The organism is Adlercreutzia aquisgranensis, assembly GCF_943193145.1.
In the GTDB taxonomy this organism is placed as follows: Bacteria; Actinomycetota; Coriobacteriia; order Coriobacteriales; family Eggerthellaceae; genus Xiamenia; species Xiamenia aquisgranensis.
Window position 1 is genome coordinate 1 of record NZ_CALPDA010000010.1, and the last position, 22658, is coordinate 22658.

The window sequence follows — 22658 nt, forward strand, 5'->3', positions numbered from 1 at the left end:
CATATGTCAATCGTAATCCGACTGTCCGGGCAGGGGACTTAAACGGTCGGACCAACTACGATTCAGACTGTAATGGGGGGTGCGATTCAGCGCCCTGCGCTTCGGGGGCGAGTGCTATACTGGGCACCTTTTGGTTTTCGGAAGAGAAAGGACTGCAATAGCATGGCGGGGTCTTTGCGAACATGGCCGGTGACGGGCCGCGCATTCATTCGCGCCCGGGCTCCTCGCCTGCTGAGGGGGATGTTCGCCTTCTCCGTGGTTCTCGTGATGCTGTGCGGCCTGTCATTTGCGCAGGCTATTCCCGGTCTCGGCGCAGAAAGCCCGCTGATCGCCTCGATGCTGTCCGCCGCGGAGGACGAGGATTCGGCGGCGCTCTCGAATCCCGCTGCGCTAGATTCGGATTCCGACGATGCCGTTCAGGCCTTCGGCGACGAGAGGGATTCTTCCGGGACGACGGTTTCGGCGAACCCCGACCAGGCAAGCGGGGCTGCTGGCAAGGACGACGCCGAGAGCGCTTCGTCCGAAGGGAAGAGCGAGGGGGACTCTCGTGGCGACGGTGACGACGAGGCGGCCGATGCCGAGTCCGATGCCGAGTCCGATGCGTCGTCTTCACCTGGCAGAGCTCCCGCAGTTCCTGCTTCCCCGTCGTCTCCCTCGTCTGCAGTCCCGTCTTCGAGCGGTGCATCTTCGGAGCCTGAGCCGGAAGAGGCTTCCGACCCCGAGCCCGAAGTCGATCCCGAAGCCGAACGGGACCGCATAAAGCGGATAGGGCTTTATGGCGAGGCCTTGACCGACGAGGAGATTGCCGCCATCGATAACGCGTTTCCGGCGATTTTGGACGAGGAGTGTGCAAAGCTGCAGGCGCTTGGGGATCATGCCCTAGAGATCTACCGGTTCTGTCCCACCTTCGATCACAGGACCCAGACTTGGCCTTACGAGGACCCCGCCCCCATGTCGGACGTGATGACTTCGGCATGGGAAGAAGCTGACGCTCGGCTGCGGTCCCATGGTTACCCGAACGGGGAGATTCCTGCTCCGTATCAGATTAGGTATGATTACTTTTACTCATCGTTCCTCCAACTCATCTGCTTCTACGGCGAGCTCGACCAGAAGTACAACGAGTTGTGCTCGCAGCCTCCCGACGCCGACCCCTACCAGTATATGTATGCCTATAACCCCAGCCTGTGCATGACCGACTACCAAGAGTACTCGGTACGTATGTGGGGCTGATAGCGTGCGGGAAGAGATGGCGCTTGAGACGCGTGCCGGGATGCGGCTGGTTCGCGTGCGGGACTTCGAGCCCGCGGTGTATGTGGTGGCGGCGGACAGGGACGCCTACGACCGGCGCTTCATGATGCTGACGGTCGACGAGAGCACGCGACGCAACGGGGGGATCTGCCAGGTGGCCCGAGTCACGGGTCCCGCGGGCGAGCGTTTCGCCCTCAAGGCGTTGGTGGAGCCGGCGGGAGGCGACACGTCCGCCGCCGAAGCTCGACGGGCAGCTTTCGACGAAGAGTACCGGATCCACAAGGAGCTGAGCGGTCTGCGCGGGTTCCCGCGGCTGTTCGGGCGCGGAGAGGTGGACGGAGCGCCCGTCGTAATCATGGAATGGGTGGAGGGCGTCACGCTCGAGCACGCTGCCCGCCGCCTGGCCGTCGACGACGACGGGCGCATCTCGCCGCTGTGGGCCGCCAGGCTGGGGCGCGACCTCTTCGAGCTGATCGACCGCATGGCCTATGTCGACGGCGTTGTGGTGCACAGGGACATATCGCCCCGCAACGTCATGGTGTGCACGGCGCGTACCAGCCTCCAGGAGCAGACCGACGACGGCGTTTACGAGCTGAGGGTCATCGACTTCGGATCCGCCGGTTTGGCGGGAAGCGACCAGCGCCAGGACGGTCGTTCGCTTCGGCCTGGGGCGACTCCCGACTACGCGCCTCCAGAGCTTTTGGGCCGATCGGAGGGTTCTGCCGAGGAATGCGTTTCCGCTATGGACGTTTATGCGGCTGCCAGCGTGGTCTACCGGCTGGTGGAGGGCCGTCCTCCTTACGAGTCGGACCTTTTCTCTGATAGAAGCGGGTCCCAAGAGACGTTGAGGCGAGAGAAGACTGCCCGCCGCCCCCGGCCCCTTACGGGAGCTCACGGGGGTGCTTCCGATGTTGACGCCGTGCTCGAGCGGGAACCGGAAGTGGCGGTGGCCGTAGGGCGGGCGGCGGCCCGGCTGGACCAGCGGCCGACGCCCAACCAGGTGCGGGCGGCGCTTATGGCGGTGGACGCCCAGCTGGACGACGTGCTGCAGGCCTGCCTTCAGGTCGATGCCGACAAACGCCCTACGGCAGCCCAGGTAAAGGAGGCGCTCGCGGTTTTCGCCCAGCAGTACGCAGACAACATCGAGCGGGGGCTTAAGGGCGAGCCGTTGGAGCCGTGCATGGGACGGCGGCGCTTTTCGCGAACGGGCCTGCTTCGCTCCCTTGCTCGCGAGGGCTTTCGCATCCTGTGCGCGGCCCTGTGCGTTGCGGCCTCGGTCGTGGTCGGGCTCCTTGCCAATGGCATGGACGCGGCCTTTCCGGCCTGGGATCCCGTCTGGGCTGGCCCCGTTCCCGGAGTGCTGGCGGCGGGCTTAGCGCTGCTGCCCCTTGTTTTGGGGCTTGCCGGTCGCTGGCGGCGCTTCGATGGACGCGGTGCCGTGCGCGCAACGGCGGGGTGCGTCGCTGGATTCCTCGTTGCTGCTGCGGGTGCGGCCTGTACCGCTTGGCCGGTGCATGCCGCCGGCCTTGCCCTGACGTCAGCTGCCGGCTTGTGCGCGGCTTCGACTTTCTCGCTGGTTCTGTTCGACTGCCTGTTCTCGCGCAGGGCTCCCGCGTTGCCGAGGGAAAGCGATGCGCCCCTGCTGCCCGACAAGGTTGCCGAGCCGGAGTCTTTCGCCGGCGAGAAGCCCTGCGATGCCGCTGCGCTTGAAGCGGTGGTCGAGAACGTTTCCGATGCCTGCGCCGGTGATTGCGCGCAACCTGATACCGAGGAGAAACGATGAGCGAAGAGAGCACCACGCCGCTATCCGTGTTGTTCGACCTGGTTCGGCGGCAGGCTGACGTGAGTAACAAGGAGCTGGCCTCCATCATTTTGTCGGGGAAGCCCTTGGCCGACGGACGAAGCCCTCGCAGCCGTATAGGGGACCGAACCTGGATGTCTCGCTACATCGTGCACGCTCCGGTCTCCATGCTGTCCGAGCAGTATTTCAGCAATTGCGCCGTATCGGCCATGCGCCTGGTCAGCCGCATGAAATCGCGGCAGTATGCGGGGCTTGACGACCGATGCATCTTGGGGCTTGCCTGCGGGGACGAGGGACGTGCCATGGACGACGCCTTAAGGGCGACGGGTCAGGACGTAGCCCCTTACCGCAACATGATGGAGCGCATTCGGGATGCCGCCTCCCTTTCCATGGGCGAGCGGGCCGAGGCCGCATTCGTTTTGCTGGTGTCGGCGGCCTGTTCCGGAAGCGTTCGCCGCTGCGTTACCGAGACCCAGCGGTTCATCGACGATATGTACAGCGGGTCGGTGCGCACGCCGGAGCCGGCGACGGGCGGCGATTTACTGGCGCGGGGCACAAACGAGCTGCTGCCCGAGCGGTGGCTGGGGCTTTTGCGCGTGGCCGACGGCATGGTGCTGGGCGATGCCCAATGGGTGCCCCCTACCGCGGAAGGGGCGGTGGTGGGCTCGCTCGCCCTGGACGAAGGCGCGGCAGCCCAGGTGGGACCCGACGTGTCCGGTGAACACCTGCGCCTGTGGCGCGAGGATGTCGGTTGGTTCGTCCAAGGGCTCGAGTCCCGCAACGGCACTGTGTTGGTGAGCGGGCTTACGGGCGAGCGCACCGTGGTGGAGCCGCCGCGCGAGGAGCGCCGGCAGATTCGCAAGGCCGAAAAGGATGCTTCCGCCGCCGACAAGGCCGCGCCCGAGGCCGAGCCCCCGGCATTCCAAGTGTTCCCGGGCGACCAGCTGGAGCTGGCGAAATCGACCACGTTCCTGCTGGTGGAGGGGATTCCGGGCTAGCCCTTTTCGCTTGCACATGAGGTGCGCAAGCGTGTAGTTCGATGTCAAAAAACCGTCTTCATCAGGCGGTTTTTCTTCTTTATACGCCATCGGTCGAAAAGTTTCGGAAATAATTTCTTGTTGCGCAACAAGCCCTGTTTCCCTTTCGTTACCTTTGACCGCGGATGCCGACCCCGTGTCTTTGAGCGTTCCGAGAGCGAGGGGGCGGCGCCTTTCCGGTGGGTTCGAGTGGACGAGAGGCGCTATGGAGAAGCAGCAGATCGAACCGTTCCTTCTTCGTGTGGCTATACCGAAGGTGACGGGAAAGGACAGGTTGCCCGAGGGCGTAAAGAGCAACCTTCTCTGGGATGCCGTATACAGGGCTTACCGAGACGTGGCGACGGGTCGCCAGTATGTAGCAGCCTTCACCTCCGCAAGGGATGGGAGGGGATTGAACGTCTATGCGGTAAAGCTCTACGGCTTGCTTGACGAGTGGTCGCGGGAAAGCTCCGTTGATCCCCGGAAGCTTATCGACGACCTTTACGGCGACGACGCTCTTTGGCGGGAAACGCCTTCACCGGCCAGGCCGAGCTACGGGGCAATCCAGAAGCTCGTCAACATGACCATGAAGTACCTCTTCATCCTGTCGACCTACGGGCAGTACAACGACCTGGTCATCGACGAGACGATGCTGGATTGCCCCCTTGACTCCATCGTTTTGGGGGCCATCCCCAAGGAGAAGGGGTTTGTCTCCGTTAGGTGGACAAGCCTTGACGACCCCAAGCTCTACGAACGCATTCAGAAGGCAATTGGGGAATGCGCACCAGGCGGTTGTCGCATTCGGTTCGACTTCGAAAACTGGCAGAGCTTGTAAGCTTGGCGATTCAGGCGCGCCCTTGCTTGGGGGCTCGGCTGCCGGCGGCGTGGCTGCGGATTGCTGCAGACATCGGGGAGCCGCGATTGGGTAGGAAAAGCGGATTTGGCCTACAGGACGGGCGTAATCCGAGGTAAGCAAACGAGAAAGGCTGGGAGAGGCAAAAATGGGCAACAAGAAGCTGGCGACACCGTTTCTGAAGACCGAGGAGGAAGCTAGGCAGCAGTGGATTCGATTGCTGACGAGCGATGAGCATGTTCCGGTGGACGTAGCCTTTAAGGCGACCTGCGAGATTACTCGCGAGTACTATCCGATTGCCGAGTATGACATGGCATGCGTGGGCAGCTGGTCTGCCACCAGCGTTAAGGAGCACGAGGAGGAGTATCAGGTCGCACGCGAGGAAACGGTCTATGTAGACAAGTATGGGATTGAGTACAAGTCTGCGGGCGAGGGCAGAAGGCCTCTGTCGCGAACGGTATGGGACACGAAGACAAAGACGGTCATCGACCGGATGTGGGACACCTATGGCGACATCGGGCCGCTGAGGCTTGTCGAACAGGTCGCCATCTCGGATGTCCCCGATATGGACTGGGTAAACCACTTCGAGAAAGGCCAGTTCGTTGAAGTGAAAGACGGATTCTTCGACGGCAGCACGCTCATGCCGTCGACCGTGTCCGACGCCCAGGCGGAAAAGCAGGCGAGAGACGATGCGGCTTCCGATGTTGCGCGCTACGGCCAACGCGACGTGCCCGGAGACCGTTTCGAGGATTACTCCCTTGACACGTTCGGCGTGGAAAAGAGCGTTCGCGTCGACAAGTACCTTGGCGTGTACCATGTGGTGTATCACTACGACGGCGAAACGTACGAGTGCTACCTCAGCGGCGGAACGGACTCGCGAGATTATCTTTTCGGCCCTCTGCCCGTCGATGAGTCCATCAAGGGGCATTCGGATCTGCTGGAAGAGCAAGTCTCCAAGAATGGCTGCTTCAAGCAAGGGGTCTTCTTGGTTGCGGCTGTGCCCCTTTTGCTCTTGGGTTATTTTGGGATTCATATGACCGGGGTTTTTCTGCAGTCGTGGGTGATATTCATTGCTGGGATCTACTTTGTCGCTCGGTTCGTTTTGGCGCGTATGCTCAGCAGCAAGCTAAAGAAGGAGCAGGCGCAGTTCTCGGGCGATAACGCCTTCTTGCGGAAGCGGGTGCTCGAGCTTGCCGAGAACGACGCCCTGTCCGACGAGGAAAAGCAGCGGACCGTCGAGACGTGGCTTTCCGAGCATGCGGCGAGCAGCGCCTCGGGCCAGAGCGCGGCCGAACGCCAGATAGCAAATCAGAAGAAGATAAAGCTCGTTCTCAACGTAGTTGCCGTTGCGGCGATCGTTGTGGGCGTCGTGCTTTGGCTCCTTGGCGTTGCGAGGTGAGACCGATGTCTTCCTGCGTCATAGAGTGCCCGAAGTGTGGGCGGCCGGTTAAGGCGAGCTCGGGGCTTTTTGCGAGCAAGAAGGTTCCCTGCTCGTGCGGCCACGTCATCAACGTGAAAACGGACAGTCTGGCTTTTAGGGAATGTCCTCGTTGTGGAAGCTCGTACGTACTTGACCAGGCGAAGCTCAAGGACGCTGCATGCCCTGTCTGTCACACCAAGCCGGCTGAAAGCACCACGAAGAAACGCATGGCCGCGTTCTCCTGCGGCCAATGCGGTGTTCGGCTTTCCGCTGCCGAAGGGTCAGACCGCTATACGTGCCCGCTTTGCGGGTTCGACAACGACGTTCAGGAGCGTCTGGCCTCGGAGGCCTTAAGGCATGATGATCTTGCGAGCGTCATCAAGTACGAAGGCGACGGCAATGCGTTTGTATGGAAGTCCCCCATCGAGGATTTCCGCTACGGCTCGCAGCTTATCGTCCACGAGAGCCAGGAAGCAATCTTCTTCAAGGACGGTCGGGCGCTCGATCTGTTCGGCCCGGGCCGGTACACCTTGGAAACCCAGCAGCTGCCGCTTCTGGACAAGGCCTACGTGCTTCCGACGGGCGCCGAGGGCACGTTCCATTCCGAAGTGTACTTCATCAACAAGGCGATTCATATGGCGGTCAAGTGGGGGACACCCGACCGCCTGCGATTCATCGATCCGCTAACCGGCGTCCCGTTGCAGATTGGCGCCTCGGGCTCCTTGAACCTGCAGGTAACTGACTCGCGGAAGCTGATCGTGAAGCTTGTCGGCACCATGCGGGGTATCGCATGGGACGACGGCCCCGGTTTCGCCCAGTCTCTTTCCGAATCGTTCCGGCCCCTAATCGCAAACGAGGTACGGACCGGCCTTTCGAAAATACTGGTTGAAGAGGCTATCGATATTCTGGAGATAGATGCTTACCTGGAGGTAATCTCCCGCCGTCTTCAGGAGAGGATTGCTCCGAGCTTTGACGAGTACGGTCTGAGCATCCCGCAGTTCTACGTTACCAACATCGTCCTGCCCGAAGAGGACCCTCATTTCCAGCGGATCAGAGAGCTTCATACCGTTACGCTCCAAACCAGGCTTTACCAGGCGGAAGCGGCGGTAAAGGTCGTTCAGGCCCAAAGCGAGCAGCAGTATCGTACCGCCGAGGAGCAGAGCCAGGCCGCTATCGAGGCGGCGCGAAGGGAAGCGGTGCTTCAGCGTCAGCTGACCGAAACGGAAACTTTGAGAAGGGAAGCCGAGCGTGCCGTCATAGCCGCCGAGGCCGAAGCCAAGGCTGCTACCCTCACGGGGCTTGCGGAGGCCGAGGTTATGCGCGCAAAGGGATACAGCGAGCTCGACACGCTCCAGGCCGAGGTGCAGAAGGCCTACGCTGCCGGTATCGGCAACATGGGCTCCGCTGGCGTATCAGGTGGCGGAGGAGGCATAACCGGCGACGTGATGGGGATGGGAATAGGCCTTGCCATGGCAAGCGCCATGGCCCCCCAAATCGGCAATGTGATGCAGGGAATGAGTCCGCTCGGCGCAGGATGGTCCGGGCAAGGGGCTCCGGCCGCCGCATCGCCGAACATGTGGGACTGCGCCTGCGGACAGCGGGGCAACACCGGCAACTACTGCGGAAACTGCGGACAGAAGAGAGGTGGCGGAAGTGAAGCCTAGGCTTGCTATTTTGGTGGTAGCCCTTGCGGCTGTGTTCAGCTTGATAGCCTTCGCGATTCCGTTCGTCCGCAACGAGGGCTTCTGGGTAGCTTACGGGTTCGGCCTGCTGGCGATTGTCGCTCAGCTCTATTTCATGCGAAGCGCCTTTTCGCAGGGTGATTCGGCAAAGAGCAGGGTCTATGGTTTTCCCATAGCCCGAATCGGCATCGTATATTTAGGCGTCCAATTTGTTGCGAGCTGCGTCGAGATGGTGTGCGCCGACTGGGTGCCGCTCTGGGTGTATCTGGTGCTCGACGTGGTGGTGCTGTGCCTTGCGCTGGCGGGCTGCGTTGCCACCGAGACAGCCCGCGAAGAGGTTGTGAGGCAGGACGCGCGAGTCGCTGCGGATACGGCGGCGATCATGAGGCTGCGGGCCGGCGCCGAGGCGTTGCTTGCCCAGCGCCCGGGGATGGCGGCGGAATCGGACATAAAGCGCCTTGCCGAGGCTCTTCGGTTCAGCGACCCCGTCTCTCATGACTCGACGACCGCCATAGAGCAGAAGCTGGCGGCAAGCATGGCGGACCTGAGGGACGCTGTGACAAGGGGCGATGAGGCGCAGGCGAGCAAGCTGGCGCAAGGGATGTCTTCTGACGTCGAAGAGCGCAACATCTTGTGCCGTTTGTCCAAATAGCTTTGCGACGTAAGTGGGATACCTTTGATCGAGAAGAGGAGGACGCGTGCCGATATTGAAGTGCAAGATGTGCGGCGGATCTCTTGAGGTGTCTGCGGACGAAACGGTTGGCCGGTGCGATTACTGCGGCACGAGCCAAACTGTTCCGCGGCTAGACCAAGAAAAGAAGACCCGGTTGTTCGAGCGGGCTAACGCCTTGCGCAAGGAGTGCCGGTTCGATGATGCTTCGAGGGTTTACGGCGAAATCATCGCGGAATTTCCCGAAGAGCCCGAAGCGTACTGGGGTTTGGTTCTGTGCCGCTACGGCATCGAGTACGTAGAGGATCCCCTTACGAAGAAAAGGATTCCTACCTGTCATCGGGCATCATTTGAGGGCGTTACCTCAGACGAGGACTACAAGCAGGCGGTGCAGCGGGCCGACGCCATAGCTCGGAGGGTCTACGAAAGCGAGGCTGCGGCCATCGAAGATGTTCGAGCGAGGGTCGCAGGCGAAGTATCCGTGGGCTCTACTTACGACGTATTCCTCTGTTACAAGGAAACCGACGTTGCCGGGGGCAGGACGGAAGACAGTGTGCTTGCCCAGGAGGTTTACGAAGACCTGACCGAGGCCGGCCTGAAAGTGTTCTTCTCCCGTGTCTCGCTCGAGGACAAGCTGGGAAGCGAGTACGAGCCAATTATCTTCTCGGCGCTGTCATCTGCTCGCGTTATGCTCGTTTTCGGTACCAGGAAAGAGTACTTCGACGAGGTGTGGGTCAAGAACGAATGGATGCGCTTCGCCCGACTCATCGAAAGAGGCGCCCGGAAGACCCTGATCCCATGCTATCGGGGTGTTGATCCGCAGGACATGCCCCCTGAACTGTCTCGCCTGCAAGCGCAAGATATGGGAAAGCTCGGGTATCGGCAGGACTTGGTCTCCGGGGTCCTGAAGATCGTGGGGAAGGATCCGCGCGCAACTGCATCCGTCGGCAAGGGGCGGGAGGATACCTCGCCGTTCGTCAAACGAGGGCAGTTGGCCTTGGAGGATCGCGACTACAAGGCTGCGGAGGACTACTTCGAGCGCGCCCTCGATGCAGACCCCGAGGACGCGGCGGCCTACCTGGGCATCTTTCTTGCCAGATGGGAAGCGGAGTCTCTCGAGAGCTTGAAAGCAAGGATCGTCGACTACGACTCCGATCGCGATTTCCAGAAAGCCCTTCGCTTCTCCAGCGGTGGGCTCAAGGCTTCCTTGGAGCAGGCCCTGGCGGCGAATGCGACGAATATCGAGGAGATAAAAGAGGCCATACGAGCTTCCGAGGACAAATGTCGGAAGGCGTTCGAAGAGCTGGTGGGCGCCCAGAAGGACGAGCAGGCGGTGTCGTCATGGTGGGCGGAGGAAATGAAGGATCTCGAGGCGGCGCTCGTTGGCCTTTCTGGCGAGGAGAAGGAGCTGCTCGCGATTTTCGGGCAACGCTGCAGGCCCCGTTCCAAGGACGTGGGCTTTTCCGGAGCGGACGAGCTGTTCTCGGTGCTTCTTAGATTTGCGACGACGCTGCGCACGCGTCGTTTGGTGGGATGGGGGTTCTTGTCCGGTGGGTTTTCTGGCCCCAAGCTGCCTCCGGAATCCCGGCGCGTTCTGGACGTTCTGATTGAGGGAGGGCAGGTCGAGCGAGTTCAGGAAGGCGAGAGCCTTATGTTCGGACTGCCTGGCGTGAAGGATGAGCGGGACAAGAGGACCCAGAAGAAGAAAGCTTACGACGAAGCTTGCGACAAGGTGAAGGCCCAGAGGGAGGCCGATCTGCTTCCCGTTCTCGAGGATATCGGCTCGCGCTACGATCCCGTTATAGCGCAGCTTGAAAGCGAGATGGGCGCGGCGGAGGCGGACAGGGCCAAGGAAGAGGTTCGAATCCGCATGCAGCTTTCTCAGGTCCAGCGGGAGAAGAACTCGATCGGGATGTTCGATTTCGCCAAAAAGAAGCTGATAGACCAGCAGATTGCGTCATTGAAGGCGCAAATGGAGGGGCTTGCGACGCTCGAGAGCATACGCGAGCCGTTTCTCTCGCGCATCGAATCCGCAAACGCTCAAAAAAAAGCGGATATTCAGGCCGCGAAGGAAGCGGTGTGCGCGCGGTATCCGCTGCCTGCCAAGCCTGAATGAGAGAAGGGTTTGTTTGCGAGCTCTGATCTGTCGGCGCAGGTGCGAAGGGAGCCTCCGCCGACAAGTGGAAAGGGTGGCTGGCGGTTTCGCCGATAAGCAACGAGGAAAGGAAGACAAGACATGTTTGACGCAAAGAACAAGCTGTCCGGGAAGTTCGGTGCAATCAAGGAGAAGATGACGTCTGAAAGCGGCGTTGCAGCCGGAATCACGAACTCCATGAAAGAGTTCAAGGCGGCAGCGGCGGAGCAGCTCCCGGATATCGTCGACGAGGTGGTTTCCGCCAAGATTCAAGGGCGCAGCGCCACCTTCGCGTTGCAGGAGAAGCTGGAGAACTGGAGGCAGCAGGAGATGGAGAAGTGCCTAAGCGCGAGTCTCGACGAGGCGAGGCGCGCCTACCAAGAGTCTATCGAGGAATCTCTTGCCGAACAGCGTGGCGGGTCGTGCGAAAACTTCGATGATGAAGAGCTGCAGGGCGGCGTCGCGTAAGGGTGCGATCAAAAAGAGGCCGTCGGTGTCGAGTTGACGTCGACGGCCTCTTTTGTGTCTTGCAAGGGTTCCGTTTCTCTATTCGGCCGGCCCTACCACCAGTCCTTGCGCACGGCGCGCTTGCGCTCGGCTTTCGGGGGGCGGAAGTCTAAGGTCATCTGGCCGTCGGAGATGGTGTTGTTGGCCTTCTTCTTCTCCACGCGCTCGATGGTCCACGACACGGCGTCGCGGCCGAACAGCTCCAGCATCTTCAGGCGCGCGTCGCGCAGGTTGGTCTTCGACCCAGCCTTTCCCTCGCTCTCGAAGGTGAAGGTGCCGCTGCCGCGCACGTCGGCGGCGGCGGGGGATTGGTAGTGGGCGACGTAGGTGGTCATAGGCGCTATTTCTTCTTCGGGGATTTCAGGAACGAGAAGTCAAGGCCGCTCTTGATGTCGTCGAAGGCCTCCTTGAACTCGGCTGCCGCAGCCATGCCCTCGCGGTAGATGTCGTTGGCGTCGCGGGTGGCGGCGGCAACGCCTTCGCGGGTGATGCCCAGGTCGAACTCGTCGTCCTTTTTCTTCTTCTTGGGCTTCTCGTCCGCTTCGTCTTCCTCGGCGTAGTAGTACTCCACTTCGCGCCCGTCTTCTTCCAGCACGAAGCCGATCTCGTTGTCCTCGTCGTCTACGATGTAGCGGACGATGTCCTCGTCGTTGACCTCGATGTCCACCAGCTCGTAGGCCTCGTCGGCGCCCTCGTCCTCTTCGGCGTAGAAGTACTCCACCTCCTTGCCGTCCTCCAACAGCACGAAGCCGATGTCGTTGCCGGCCTCGTCCTTGAGGTAGCGCACCACGTCGTTCTCGTCGTAGTCTAGTTCCACCAGCTCGAATCCGTAGTCGCCATCGGCTGGCTCCAGCTCGTCCACTTCCTCGGCCTCGTCGGTTAGCTCGTCGGCGTCGAAGTCGTCCATATCGCCGCTGCTGGGCAGATCGTCGGCGCTGTCGTCGTCGCCGTAGGGGTCCACCACATGGTAGCCGTTCTCGCCCAGGTACATGCCGGTCTCGTCGCGGATGGCCTCCTCCATGATGGCCTCGCCGTCGCCCTGATCGCCCTGGGACTTCGACCCGCGGTTCTCCATGAAGCCCTCGTAGGCCTCCTCAAGGTCGGAGGTCATAGCGTTCGGATCCATATAGTCGTCGTCGATCTGCGACTCCACGTCCTCGATCTCGGTTTCCTCGTCGATCTGCTCGGCTTCGGTCTCGCAGCCGGATTCCAGTTCCTCAAGCTCGTCGTCAAAGGCCATGGCGTCCTCCTAACCTCGGGTAATCTGGTTTGCATTCTAGCGCAGCGTGTGCGGGGATGCGGCTGCGCGGCGCATTGACGCACAAACGTTCCCGAACGGTTCTTGGGCGCGCATCGTTTCGGAACGTCCTGGACAGCGCCGCTTCGCCCCGACTGCTCCCGGCGGCGCCCCTAGCGGCTGCGTTCCTTCAGCGCCCGCTCGATTTCGCGCTTGGAGTCCTTGGCGGCTTGGGCGGCGCGCTTGTCGTAGAGCTTCTTGCCCCGGGCCACGGCCAGGCGCACCTTCACGCGGCCGTTCTCGTCGAAATACATCTCCAGGGGCACGAGCGCCATGCCCTTCTCCTTCACCGCCTCGTGCATAAGGCGGATCTGACGCTTGTGCAGCAGCAGCTTGCGCTTGCGGTCGGGATCCACGTTGGCGATGTTGCCGTGGGAGTAAGGCGCGATGTGCACGTTGTGCAGCCACGCCTCGCCGCCGCGGATGAGCGCGAAGCAGTCGGTCATCTGGCAGTGGTTCTCGCGCAGGGAGCGCACCTCGGTGCCCTTGAGCTCGATGCCGGCCTCGTAGGTGTCCAGGATCTCGTACTCGTGGGTAGCCTTGCGGTTCTTGGCGATGGTCTCGCGGTCGCGCTTCATCTTAGACGCCGGCCTTCCGCTCGTCTGCGTCTTCGCCGTCTTCCGTCGCCGGGCAGTCCTCCCTCATGCCGGGGACGAAGCAGGCGTCGCCGTTTAGGTCGCGGGCGAAGCGGGCCAGCAGGTGCGCTGCCGCTTCCAGGTCGTCCAGGTTTATGACCTCGGTGGGGGTATGCATGTAGCGCAGGGCCACGCTCACCAGCCCGCAGGGGATGCCGGCGCGCGACACCTGGATGGAGCGGGCGTCGGTGCCGGTGACGGACGGCTCGGCTTCCAGCTGGTAGGGGATGCCCTCCGCCTCGGCCGCCGCCACCAGGCGCGCGAACACCTCGGGGTTGATGTTGGGACCGCGGGCGATAACCGGGCCGCCGCCGCACTTCAGGTCGCCGTGCTTGGTCTTGTCGATGCCGGGGTAGTCGGTGGCATGGGTGACGTCGAAGGCCACGGCCACGTCGGGGGCCACGGCGTAGGTTGAGGTGATGGCCCCGCGGGTGCCGATCTCCTCCTGCACCGTGGCGGCTGCCACCACGTCTGCCGCGCAGCGGTCGTCAGCGAGCAGCTCCAGCACCCGCGTGATGACCCACACGCCGCACTTGTCGTCGAAGGCGCGCGATACCGCCAGGTTCTTGCCCAGCCGCTCGAAACCGGCGGCGAAGGTGATGGTGTCGCCGATGGCTACCAGCTGCTTCACCTTCTTGCCGGGAAGGCCCAGGTCTACGACGAGCTGGTCCAGGGGCGTGACGTTCTTCCGCTCGTCGGCGGAGATGAGGTGGATGGGCTTGCGTGCCACGATGCCGCGCAGGGGTTCCTCGGCGTTGCTCGCGTGCACGTCCACCCGCAGGCTGGGCAGGATGGCTGCGTCCACGCCGCCTACCGCCGACACGTACAAAAAGCCGTCGTCGGAGATGTAGCGCACCATGAGGCCGATCTCGTCCATGTGGGCGGCCAGCATGAGCGTCGGTGCCGCGCCGTTGGCGGTGTCGTTGCCGTGCAGGCGCCCGTGGACCGAGCCCATTGTGTCGGTGGTCACCTCGTCGGCGAACAGCCCCATGTGCTCGCGGACCACGCAGGCCACGGACTGCTCGCAGCCGGTGGCCGACGGCGCTTCGATGAGGCTCTTCAGGTACTTGACTTGCTGCTTTTTCATGGAATGCCTCCCATGGCTGGTTTTCGTATGCGTCCGTGCCCGTCGCAGGGCGCGTCAGGTCATTGTACTAGACCTGGCGTCGATTACGGGAGGGAGCGTGTCGAAACCGTGCTTCTTCCGAAACGTGCGGGGGAGGGGCGCCGTGCCGGAGGTTGCACCTCGGGGCGCGCGGCTGCGAAGGCGGCGCGCGGTTCCTTCGCGGTTGTTGCGCCGGACCGGGACGGGCATGCCGTGGTGCAGTGGCTGGCACCGGGCTTGCCGTCTTCCCGACAATGCGACTGTGCTGAGGCGCCCAGGCGCCGCAAGGCTTGGCCGAGCGTGGTCAAGGCGTTCTACCGCCTTGACATCGTTTCGCAGAGCGCTAGAATGACCAATCTGTACTTTGACAAGGTGGAGCATGCCCTTTTGCCTCGACCGACCTTCGGGGGCGACTGGTTTCGACATGGTATGTCCGAACCGGGGAGCAGGTCGTGGTCTCCTCGCCACGTTAAACAGGGGTACCGTCAATTTAATTGGCAAGAACAACTCCTACAGCGCTTCTGCGCTGCCCATGGCTGCTTAATCGCGCCATGCCGTCAACTCCGGGTATTTCCCCGTCCCGGACGCGACGTCATCTCAGGGGAATGCGCTTCGGCACGTAGCCGGTATGGCCGAAGCTAAGATGGAACCGGCTCGAGGGAGCGGCGTTTGCCGATGAACCTCCGCTTCCTCTAAACGCGATCAGCGGATAAGCTTGTAGAGCCTCGGGGAGGGCATAGTATGGACCGGAGTTCGATTCTCCGCGCCTCCACCAATACGAACGTTCGGCCGCTTTCCTGTTTCACCAGGTGAGCGGCCGATTTTTTATGCATAGCGGCGGAATTGCGCAAAGAGCCGCTCCCCTCCGCCGCTGAAGCGTTTCCCCTTCTCCGGCAAAGCAAATCTATTGAAGAATGGATTATTTGGTCACGGGAAAGTGAGAAGACTACCCGCTGTGAACTGGTGTTTTATCTGTTCTACCAGGTCAGAAGATCAGCCAAAAAGTCCGTTTTTCAATAGGTTTCCTTGCCCCCGCAACATGGTGGTACGTGGAATCGTCCCCCACGACGCTGCGGCCTACACGCAGATGAGGGCGCCCGCAACATGGTGGCATGTGGAATCGTCCCCTGCGCCATGTGCGTAGTGTCGCCTCTTGCGCCCTGCCAGCACTGCAGCGCACGGAGCCGTCGCACAGTGGCACGCGCGTTGCCTGCCGTGCCGCCCGCGCTCCTTGCGGGCGCTCGCTGCAGCTGGTCGCGGGCGTGCTCGCAAAGCCCACAGCTTCGTGGAATCTTGGTGCAATCGCGCCGTAGATGGCACAAGGTCCGATTCGCTCCGTATGCTGTGCCCAAGCTGTTGCTGAAATGATACAATGCGCTTTGCAAGTTGGATACGAGAGCGAGCAAACACAGCATGAACGAAGACACCCCTCGCGGTCTCGACGAGCGCGCTGCACAAGCGGCCGCCGAAGACCAGCTGAAAGATACCGCGGCCGATACTGCCGCTGTTCCGGCGGCCGACGTCGCCGCATCTGACCAGGCTGCCCAGGCGACGGATCTTCCGAAGGGCTCCAAGGGCAAGGCTTCGGGCTCCTCGAAGGCGTCCAAATCCGCCAAGTCTACCAAGGCGGCGAAATCGTCGCGTGCGCGGAAATCACCGGAGGCTGCCGAGCGGACGACCGAGCGCGTCCTCGTTGACAGCGACGCGCCCGAGCAGTCTCCCGCCACCCCGCGTCAGAAGGCGGCGAGGGCCGCGAAAGCCTCCGGCACCGCCGAGGCTGCGCCTGCCGCTACGTCGCGTCGGAAAACCACGAAGGCCGCGAAAGGCGCCAGCGCCGACGATGCCGCGCCGGTTACAGCCTCGGCGCGCCAGAAGGCTGTCGAGGTGGCCGCGGCCGCCGAGTCGCGTCGGAAGGAGGCCGAGGCCGCCAGCGCTGCCGAGACTGCGCCTGTTTCCGCGCCTCTCCCTCGCGCGGCGCACGAGGCCGCTGCCGACGACACGGTCGCGATGGGGGCCGTGCCCGCCATATCGCCGGATGCGACCCAGGCCATGCCCCGAAGCCAAGCCTCGGCTGCTCCGGCGCCCGGCGTCACGAAGGCGTTCAAGATGCCCCCGGAGCGCGGCGCGGAGGGCCGTCGTTCCCAGCGTGCCCAGCAGCCCCGCTACCAGCAGTCGCCCGTCAGGCCCAACGCTGTCGCCCCTATGCAGGTGACCGGCGAGTCCCCGGTGCGCCCGGTGGAGTGGGGGGCTCACGGAACCGGCCGCTCGAAGACCAGGAAAAAGCGGAGCGTTCCGAAGATCTTGCTGCTCACGCTGCTGTCCATCCTCTGCGTGGTAGGGCTTGCCTATTCGGGGGTTGCCTTGTACTTCAGCGATCGATTCCTTCCCAACACCAATATCGGCAAGGTGGACGTGTCTCTCATGAGCGCCGCCGACGCGCAGAAGGCGTTGTCGAACTCGGTGTCGAACTACACGCTCAACATCTCGGGCATGGGCTTCGACCGCACGCTGAACGCCACGGACATGGGGCTTTCCGTGGACACGTGGGACATCGTCGACACGGCCCTGTCGCACCAGGACAGCTGGCGTTGGATCCAGGAATGGGAGAAGCGCCACGACGAGACCGACATTTTGGTTGCCACCACCAACGAGGCGGGGCTTGCCGAAGCGGTCCGCAGCCTGGTGATCTCCTTCAACGACACGGTCAAAGGTCCCGTTGACGCCAATCTGGCTTACGATAGCGCCAAGGGAGCCTTCCTTGTGACAAAGGAGTCGGTGGGTCAGGCCCTGAACCCCGACGCCGTCATCGCCGCCGCTGACGAGGCCATCGCGCTTTTGAAGCCCAGCGTGACCCTTACCGAGGACGACCTGCTGCAGCCCACCGTCTTTTCCGACGACGAGCGCTTGAACACGGCGGCCCAGGAGGCCAACGCCATCGTAGGCAGCAAGCTGACCTTCACGCTGTCGGACGCCGAGGTAGCCAAGCTGGGATCCGATGAGTTGACCCAGTGGATCACCTTGGGCGACGACTTGAAACCCACCCTGCGCGACGAAGAGGTGGATGCCTGGGCCCAGGATATGGCGGACGAGCTGAACACCATCGGCAAGCGCCGTACCTACACCCGCCCCGACGGCAAGCAGTTCACCGTGGAGGGGGGCACCTACGGCTGGGAGATCGAGACCGAGACGCTTGCCAACCAGGTAAAGGATATCCTCAAGGGCGGCGAGGCCGTGGAGCAGACCTTGGCCATCCCCACCGACTCCACGGGCTACGGCTACACGACCCCCGGCGGGCAGGACTGGGGCAAGCGCTACCTGGACATCGACCTGGGCGAGCAGCACGTCCGCTTCTACGACGACGGCAAGCTGGTGTGGGAGTCCGACTGCATCTCCGGCACCCCCGACGGCGAGCACGACACTTCTACCGGCGTGTTCTGGCTGAACAAGCCCGAAAGCCCCTCGAAGCTCATCGGTTACGACTCCAACGGCGAGAAGGAGTACGAGACCGAAGTCACCTACTGGATGCCCTTCGACGGCATCAGCATCGGTCTGCACGACGCCGACTGGCAGACCGACGGCTTCGGCGGCGAGATGTACAAGGAGGGCTACGGAAGCCACGGGTGCGTCAACCTGCCCAAGGACAAGGCCCGCGAGCTTTACGGGCTCATCAAGTACAGCGATGTTGTGGTGAGCCACTACTAGGATGCGTCAACCGCTTCGCCGAAGCCCCGACGGATGGACGCGGTGCGGATACGCGGTCTTCTTCGAATGCGAGGCCGGCCTCACACCACCGTGAGGTCGGCCTCACACCACCGTGAGGTCGGCCTCCTGTATGCCGACCAGCCCCGCAAGGTCCTGGGGCGCCATGGTTATCTGGCAGCCGATGCGCCCTCCCGAGAAGGTGACCTGATCGTAGAGCGAGGCCGTCTCGTCGATGAAGGTGGAGAAGGGCTTCTTCATTCCCAGCGGCGAGCATCCCCCGTGCACGTAGCCTGTGAGCCCTAGCAGCTCGCGGGAACGGACCATGGCCACCGCTTTCTCCCCGCAGGCCCGGGCGGCCTTCTTCAGGTCCAGCTCGCAGGCCACGGGGATCATGAACACGTAGTGCTCGCCGGATTTTCCCTGGGTGACGAGGGTTTTGAACACGCTGTCCTGGTCAAGTCCCAGAAGCGAGGCCACCTCCACGCCCGAAAGCGCCCCGTCGGTTTCGAAGAAGCGCGTGCGATAGGGTAGGCTCGCTGCGTCGAGCAGCCTCATGGCGTTGGTCTTGCTGTCGTGTTCCTTGCTCATGGCGAAGATGGTATGGCAGTCCCCGGGACTTTGCAAGGGCGCAGGCGGCGCTGGGGTATACTGGTTACCATGGAACGCATCGCAGACAACTCCTCAACGGCGCCCATCGGCCTGTTCGATTCGGGCTTCGGCGGGCTTACGGTTGCCAGGGACATCGCCCGGGCCCTGCCGAACGAGTCGCTTGTCTACTTGGGCGACTCGGCTCGGTGCCCCTACGGCCCCCGGTCGCTTTCCGAGGTCGACAGCTTCGTGCAGCAGATCGGCGGATGGCTTGTGAACCAGGGGGTGAAGCTGGTGGTCATCGCCTGCAACACCGCCACCGCTGCCGGTCTGGTGCACGCCCAGCAGACGCTGCCCGTGCCGGTGATCGGCGTGGTGCAGCCGGGCGCTCGGGCGGCCGTGCAGGCAACGCGGAACCGGCGCGTGGGCGTTATCGCCACAAAGGCCACCATCGAATCGAACATCTACACCGAGGCCATCCGCAACTTGGACGCCGGGATCACCGTGTTCTCTACGGCCACCCCCCGGTTCGTGGAGATTGCCGAGCTGGGTGTGCGTATGGCCGAGGGGCCTATAGAAGACTACACATCCATGGCGTCGAAAGTGTACGTGCGGCCCGCCTTCGAGGAGATAGCCCGCGAGTATTTGGAGCCGCTGCGCCGCTGCGAGGTGGACACGCTGGTTCTTGGCTGTACCCACTACCCGCTGCTGAAGGCGCTTATCGGAAGCGTGATGGGGCGCAGCGTCACCTTGGTGTCCTCGGCCCGCGAGACCGCCTCCGACGTGGCCGAGATCCTGCGCCGCCGCGGGCAGCTGGCCCCCAGCTCGTCCGTGCCCACCTACCGCTTTTTCACCACGGGAAACGATGCGGAGGAGTTCGCCGCTTTCGGGAGTCGGGCCTTCGGGCGTCCTATAGAGGGCGCATCCACCGTGAGCTTCTCCTAGCGGCAGGTTCGCCGCCCGTCCTTGTCAGCCGCATCGAAGCGAAAGGGGCATTTTCGTGAAGACCGTCATCATCGCCAGCAACAACGCCCATAAGGTCGAGGAGATCGCCGAGGCGCTTGATTTTCCCGGTTGGTGCTTCCAGACCCTTCGACAAGCGGGCATCGCCTCCGATCCGGCCGAGGACGCGGACACGTTCCTGGGCAACGCGCTCATCAAGGCCCGCTCGGCGTTCGCCGTGGCGCGCGAGGCCGGCTTGCGGGCTGCGGTGCTTGCCGACGACTCGGGGCTGGAGGTGGATGCTCTCGGCGGGCAGCCGGGGGTGTACTCGGCTCGCTACGCCGGCGCCGACGGCGACGATGCGGCGAACAACTCCAAGCTGCTCGCCGAGCTTCGGGACGTGCCCGACGAGCGCCGAAGCGCCCGGTTCGTGTGCACCTTGGCGTTCGTCGACGAGGACGGCTCCGAAATCACGGCCCGGGGCACGGTGGAGGGGAGGATCGGGCACGAGCTGCGGGGCGAAGGCGGCTTCGGCTACGACCCGCTGTTCTTCCCCGACGCCTACGAAGGGAAGCTGTCGTTCGGGCAGGTTCCGGCGCAGGACAAGCATGCGGTGTCCCATAGGGGCAACGCGCTGCGCCAGCTCAGAGAGCTGCTGGGGGCGTAAGTGGAGCCTTCCGTGGTCTCGCCGGGCGCCCGGCTTGTCATCGAGGCGCTGGAGGACGCCGGGTTCGAGGCGTGGCTTGTGGGCGGCGCGGTGCGCGACGGGCTGCTGGGGCGTCCGGCCTCCGACGCCGACGTGGCCTCCTCGGCCCTCTGGCCCCAGGCGGCGCAGGCGCTGCGGCGCAGGGGGGTTGCCGTGCACGAGACGGGTACGGCCCACGGCACCGTCACGGCCGTCGCCCAGAGGGAGCCGGTGGAGGTGACCACCTTCCGCAGCGACGGGGCCTATAGCGATGGGCGCCGTCCGGACGAGGTGCGTTTCGTGGGAAGCATCGAGGAGGACCTTGCCCGGAGGGATTTCACCGTCAACGCCATGGCCTATCATCCCCAACGTGGCCTGCGCGACCCTTTCGGCGGCCAGCGCGACGTCCTCTTGGGCGTGATCCGCGCCGTCGGCGATCCGGCTGCGCGCTTCTCCGAGGACGGGCTGCGGGTGCTGCGCGCCTGCCGCTTCTGCGCCCAGCTCGGTTTCACCGTGGAGGACGGGACGCTGGTAGCCATGCGGTCGTGCAAGTCCATGGTGTTGAACGTGGCGACTGAGCGCGTGACCGATGAGCTCAACCGGCTGCTGACTGCGCCTTCTGCGGGCAAGGCGCTGCTGGAGACCTGGGACGTGCTGGCCGTGGTGCTGCCCGAGCTGGTGGCCATGGAAGGCCTTGACCAGCGCAACCCCCACCACTGCTACGACGTCTTGGCCCATACGGCGCGCGTGGTCGACGGCGTGGCGCCCAACGCGCTCGACCGCTGGCTGGCGCTTCTGCACGACGTGGCCAAGCCGGCTGCGTTCTTCGTCGACGAGAAGGGCGTGGGCCATTTCTACGGCCACGGGCGCTTGGGGCAGGCCATGGCCGGGGAGGTGCTGGGGCGGTTCTGCTTCTCCAGGGCTTTCGTCGACGACGTATGCCGGCTTGTCGCGATCCACGACGACGCGACGCCCACCACGGAGAAGGGCGCCGCCAGACTGGTGCGGTCCCTAGGGGGGCGCTTCGATTTGGCGCGGGCGCTTCTAGGGCTGCGGCGGGCCGACGGGCTGGCCCAGGCTGCGGGCGGCGCGCAGCGGGCCGAGGCGGCAACGCGCGCCCTGGAGCTTCTGGACGCCGTGCGGGCGACGGGCGAGCCGGTGGGCGTGGGCCAGCTTGCGATCGACGGAAACGACGTTATGGCCTGCGGACTCGCGCAGGGCCCGCAGGTGGGGGCCGTGCTGCGCGAGCTGCTCGACCAGGTGATGGAGGGAAGCGTGCCGAACCGGCGCGACGATCTGCTCGCCCTTGTTCGGGCGCAGGGAAAGGAGATGGGGCGATGAACCCGCTGTTCCAAGAGGCAACCTTCGACGACGTGCCGGCGTTCGGCATCGGGCACTACACCAACGACGATGCGCTTTCGGGATGCACCGTGATCGTGGCGCCCGAGGGGGCGGCCGGGTCGGTGGACGTGCGCGGAGGAGGGCCCGCCACCCGCGAGACGGACCTGCTCGAGCCCGAGAAGATGATCCAGAAGGTCCACGCCGTGGTGCTTTCGGGCGGCTCGGCCTTCGGGCTGGAGTCGGCTTGCGGCGTGGCCGAGGAGCTTTCCGGGCGCGGCATCGGCTTTCCCATAGCCGGGGCCTGCGTGCCCATCGTCCCTGCGGCGTGCCTGTTCGACCTGCCCATGGGAAAGCCCTGGTGGCCGGATAAGTCGGCCGGCGCCCAAGCTGCCCGCGATGCGCTGGCGTTTGCCGGGGCGGCGCGCAAGGACGCCCCCGCCCAGGGATGCGTGGGGGCAGGTACCGGCGCCACGGTGGGCAAGATGGGCGACCCGCGCCGGGCCATGAAGGGCGGCTTCGGCTGGGCCGGGGCGAAGCTGGGGGCGCTGGCCGTTGTGGCGTGCGTCGCCGTGAACGCCGCAGGCAACGTGACCGACGGCCGCGGCGGCTGGATTGCCGGCACGCTCGGCGACGACGGCTCGGTGGTCGACCCGCTGCAGGCCTTCGCCGCCTGGCAGGCGCAGCAGACCGCAGCCGCAAGCGCCGGTGCCTACGCGAACACCACCATCGGCTGCGTGCTCACCAACGCCGCGCTCACCAAGACCCAGTGCAAGAAGGTGGCCCAGGTGGCTCACGACGGGTTCGCCCGGGCCATCTTCCCGGTGCATACCCAGGGCGACGGAGACGCCATCTTCGCATTGGCCTCGGGGCCTGTGGAGGCCGATGCGGACGTGGTGTCCATCATGGCGGCCACGGCCATGGAGCAGGCCGTCCGCAACGGGGTGCTCTATGCGCATGGCGCCGCGGGGTTGAAGTCCGCAAGCGACCTTGGTTAGCGTGCGGATATAGGAGCGCCTCGGTCAACCAAACGGA

The 22658-nt window shown here is 63.8% G+C and carries 19 protein-coding genes and 1 other RNA gene; 15 read left to right on the forward strand and 5 right to left on the reverse strand.

All coding sequences use genetic code 11. The features are described from left to right. The first annotated feature begins 162 nt into the window (after positions 1-162). The 9 genes from NFR41_RS07085 (at position 163) to NFR41_RS07125 (ending at position 11292) form a co-directional block, all read left to right on the forward strand. Positions 163-1230 carry a hypothetical protein gene (locus NFR41_RS07085; protein ID WP_251231286.1) on the forward strand — a complete coding sequence of 356 codons (1068 nt, stop codon included), beginning with the start codon at positions 163-165 and terminating at the stop codon, positions 1228-1230. 4 nt (positions 1231-1234) lie between these two features. Beyond that, complete coding sequence (locus NFR41_RS07090) at positions 1235-3031, forward strand: protein kinase domain-containing protein (RefSeq protein WP_251231287.1); 1797 nt, start codon at positions 1235-1237, stop codon at positions 3029-3031. Further along, entirely contained in the window at positions 3028-4047 is a 1020-nt protein-coding gene (locus tag NFR41_RS07095; protein WP_251231288.1) for an FHA domain-containing protein, read from the forward strand. The genes NFR41_RS07090 and NFR41_RS07095 overlap by 4 nt, the downstream gene beginning before the upstream one ends. Before the next feature lie 244 nt (positions 4048-4291). Then, a complete protein-coding gene (locus tag NFR41_RS07100; RefSeq protein ID WP_251231289.1) occupies positions 4292-4900 on the forward strand; it encodes a hypothetical protein in 609 nt (202 codons plus the stop codon). 166 nt (positions 4901-5066) lie between these two features. Beyond that, positions 5067-6317: a hypothetical protein gene (locus NFR41_RS07105; protein WP_251231290.1), complete on the forward strand. Its 1251-nt coding sequence runs from the start codon at positions 5067-5069 to the stop codon at positions 6315-6317. Positions 6318-6565: 248 nt separating this feature from the next. Next, positions 6566-8002: an SPFH domain-containing protein gene (locus NFR41_RS07110; RefSeq protein WP_251231291.1), complete on the forward strand. Its 1437-nt coding sequence runs from the start codon at positions 6566-6568 to the stop codon at positions 8000-8002. Then, the gene (locus NFR41_RS07115) at positions 7992-8672 is read left to right on the forward strand and encodes a hypothetical protein (protein WP_251231292.1); all 681 of its coding nucleotides are present in this window, start codon (positions 7992-7994) and stop codon (positions 8670-8672) included. Before NFR41_RS07110 ends, NFR41_RS07115 begins: the two co-directional genes overlap by 11 nt. A 55-nt stretch (positions 8673-8727) precedes the next feature. Then, positions 8728-10806 carry a toll/interleukin-1 receptor domain-containing protein gene (locus NFR41_RS07120; protein ID WP_251231293.1) on the forward strand — a complete coding sequence of 693 codons (2079 nt, stop codon included), beginning with the start codon at positions 8728-8730 and terminating at the stop codon, positions 10804-10806. Between the two features lie 120 nt (positions 10807-10926). Then, entirely contained in the window at positions 10927-11292 is a 366-nt protein-coding gene (locus NFR41_RS07125) for a hypothetical protein (RefSeq protein WP_251231294.1), read from the forward strand. A gap of 92 nt (positions 11293-11384) precedes the next feature. On the opposite strand, the gene NFR41_RS07130 is transcribed toward NFR41_RS07125, so the two are convergent. The 4 genes from NFR41_RS07130 to NFR41_RS07145 all read right to left on the reverse strand — a co-directional run bounded on the left by NFR41_RS07130 (position 11385) and on the right by NFR41_RS07145 (position 14350). Continuing rightward, positions 11385-11666: a hypothetical protein gene (locus NFR41_RS07130; RefSeq protein ID WP_251231295.1), complete on the reverse strand. Its 282-nt coding sequence runs from the start codon at positions 11664-11666 to the stop codon at positions 11385-11387. Positions 11667-11671: 5 nt separating this feature from the next. Continuing rightward, positions 11672-12571, reverse strand: a complete 900-nt coding sequence (locus NFR41_RS07135) for a hypothetical protein (protein ID WP_251231296.1) — start codon at positions 12569-12571, stop codon at positions 11672-11674. A gap of 170 nt (positions 12572-12741) precedes the next feature. Next, positions 12742-13206: an SsrA-binding protein SmpB gene (gene smpB / locus NFR41_RS07140; protein WP_160212259.1), complete on the reverse strand. Its 465-nt coding sequence runs from the start codon at positions 13204-13206 to the stop codon at positions 12742-12744. Position 13207: 1 nt separating this feature from the next. Continuing rightward, complete coding sequence (locus tag NFR41_RS07145; RefSeq protein ID WP_251231297.1) at positions 13208-14350, reverse strand: M20/M25/M40 family metallo-hydrolase; 1143 nt, start codon at positions 14348-14350, stop codon at positions 13208-13210. Positions 14351-14773: 423 nt separating this feature from the next. Here NFR41_RS07145 and ssrA point away from each other — a divergent pair. Beyond that, positions 14774-15143: a transfer-messenger RNA gene (ssrA, locus tag NFR41_RS07150) on the forward strand. A gap of 638 nt (positions 15144-15781) precedes the next feature. After that, positions 15782-18070: a L,D-transpeptidase family protein gene (locus NFR41_RS07155; protein ID WP_251231298.1), complete on the forward strand. Its 2289-nt coding sequence runs from the start codon at positions 15782-15784 to the stop codon at positions 18068-18070. Positions 18071-18172: 102 nt separating this feature from the next. Here NFR41_RS07155 and ybaK read toward each other — a convergent pair whose 3' ends face one another. Then, positions 18173-18658 carry a Cys-tRNA(Pro) deacylase gene (gene ybaK, locus NFR41_RS07160; protein WP_251231299.1) on the reverse strand — a complete coding sequence of 162 codons (486 nt, stop codon included), beginning with the start codon at positions 18656-18658 and terminating at the stop codon, positions 18173-18175. 69 nt (positions 18659-18727) lie between these two features. Between ybaK and murI the strand changes: the two genes are divergently transcribed. From murI to NFR41_RS07180, 4 genes are read left to right on the forward strand one after another with little or no spacing between them, the layout of a single operon-like run. Next, positions 18728-19603, forward strand: coding sequence for a glutamate racemase (gene murI, locus NFR41_RS07165; RefSeq protein ID WP_251231300.1), 876 nt, complete (start codon positions 18728-18730; stop codon positions 19601-19603). A gap of 55 nt (positions 19604-19658) precedes the next feature. Further along, on the forward strand, positions 19659-20267 hold the full coding sequence (gene rdgB, locus NFR41_RS07170) for an RdgB/HAM1 family non-canonical purine NTP pyrophosphatase (protein ID WP_251231301.1): 609 nt from the start codon (positions 19659-19661) through the stop codon (positions 20265-20267). A gap of 12 nt (positions 20268-20279) precedes the next feature. Then, positions 20280-21626 carry a CCA tRNA nucleotidyltransferase gene (locus NFR41_RS07175; RefSeq protein ID WP_251231302.1) on the forward strand — a complete coding sequence of 449 codons (1347 nt, stop codon included), beginning with the start codon at positions 20280-20282 and terminating at the stop codon, positions 21624-21626. Continuing rightward, positions 21623-22621, forward strand: coding sequence for a P1 family peptidase (locus NFR41_RS07180; protein WP_251231303.1), 999 nt, complete (start codon positions 21623-21625; stop codon positions 22619-22621). Before NFR41_RS07175 ends, NFR41_RS07180 begins: the two co-directional genes overlap by 4 nt. Positions 22622-22658: the final 37 nt, after the last annotated feature.

Excerpts from the sequence above, each read along its gene's own strand:
- NFR41_RS07145 (WP_251231297.1), bottom strand. The coding sequence starts at position 14,350 with ATGAAAAAGCAGCAAGTCAAGTACCTGAAGAGCCTCATCGAAGCGCCG.
- ybaK (WP_251231299.1), bottom strand. The coding sequence starts at position 18,658 with ATGAGCAAGGAACACGACAGCAAGACCAACGCCATGAGGCTGCTCGAC.
- NFR41_RS07135 (WP_251231296.1), bottom strand. The coding sequence starts at position 12,571 with ATGGCCTTTGACGACGAGCTTGAGGAACTGGAATCCGGCTGCGAGACC.
- NFR41_RS07105 (WP_251231290.1), top strand. The coding sequence starts at position 5,067 with ATGGGCAACAAGAAGCTGGCGACACCGTTTCTGAAGACCGAGGAGGAA.
- NFR41_RS07095 (WP_251231288.1), top strand. The coding sequence starts at position 3,028 with ATGAGCGAAGAGAGCACCACGCCGCTATCCGTGTTGTTCGACCTGGTT.
- smpB (WP_160212259.1), bottom strand. The coding sequence starts at position 13,206 with ATGAAGCGCGACCGCGAGACCATCGCCAAGAACCGCAAGGCTACCCAC.
- NFR41_RS07085 (WP_251231286.1), top strand. The coding sequence starts at position 163 with ATGGCGGGGTCTTTGCGAACATGGCCGGTGACGGGCCGCGCATTCATT.
- NFR41_RS07180 (WP_251231303.1), top strand. The coding sequence starts at position 21,623 with ATGAACCCGCTGTTCCAAGAGGCAACCTTCGACGACGTGCCGGCGTTC.
- NFR41_RS07110 (WP_251231291.1), top strand. The coding sequence starts at position 6,566 with ATGGCCGCGTTCTCCTGCGGCCAATGCGGTGTTCGGCTTTCCGCTGCC.
- NFR41_RS07100 (WP_251231289.1), top strand. The coding sequence starts at position 4,292 with ATGGAGAAGCAGCAGATCGAACCGTTCCTTCTTCGTGTGGCTATACCG.
- murI (WP_251231300.1), top strand. The coding sequence starts at position 18,728 with ATGGAACGCATCGCAGACAACTCCTCAACGGCGCCCATCGGCCTGTTC.
- NFR41_RS07155 (WP_251231298.1), top strand. The coding sequence starts at position 15,782 with ATGAACGAAGACACCCCTCGCGGTCTCGACGAGCGCGCTGCACAAGCG.
- NFR41_RS07125 (WP_251231294.1), top strand. The coding sequence starts at position 10,927 with ATGTTTGACGCAAAGAACAAGCTGTCCGGGAAGTTCGGTGCAATCAAG.
- NFR41_RS07130 (WP_251231295.1), bottom strand. The coding sequence starts at position 11,666 with ATGACCACCTACGTCGCCCACTACCAATCCCCCGCCGCCGCCGACGTG.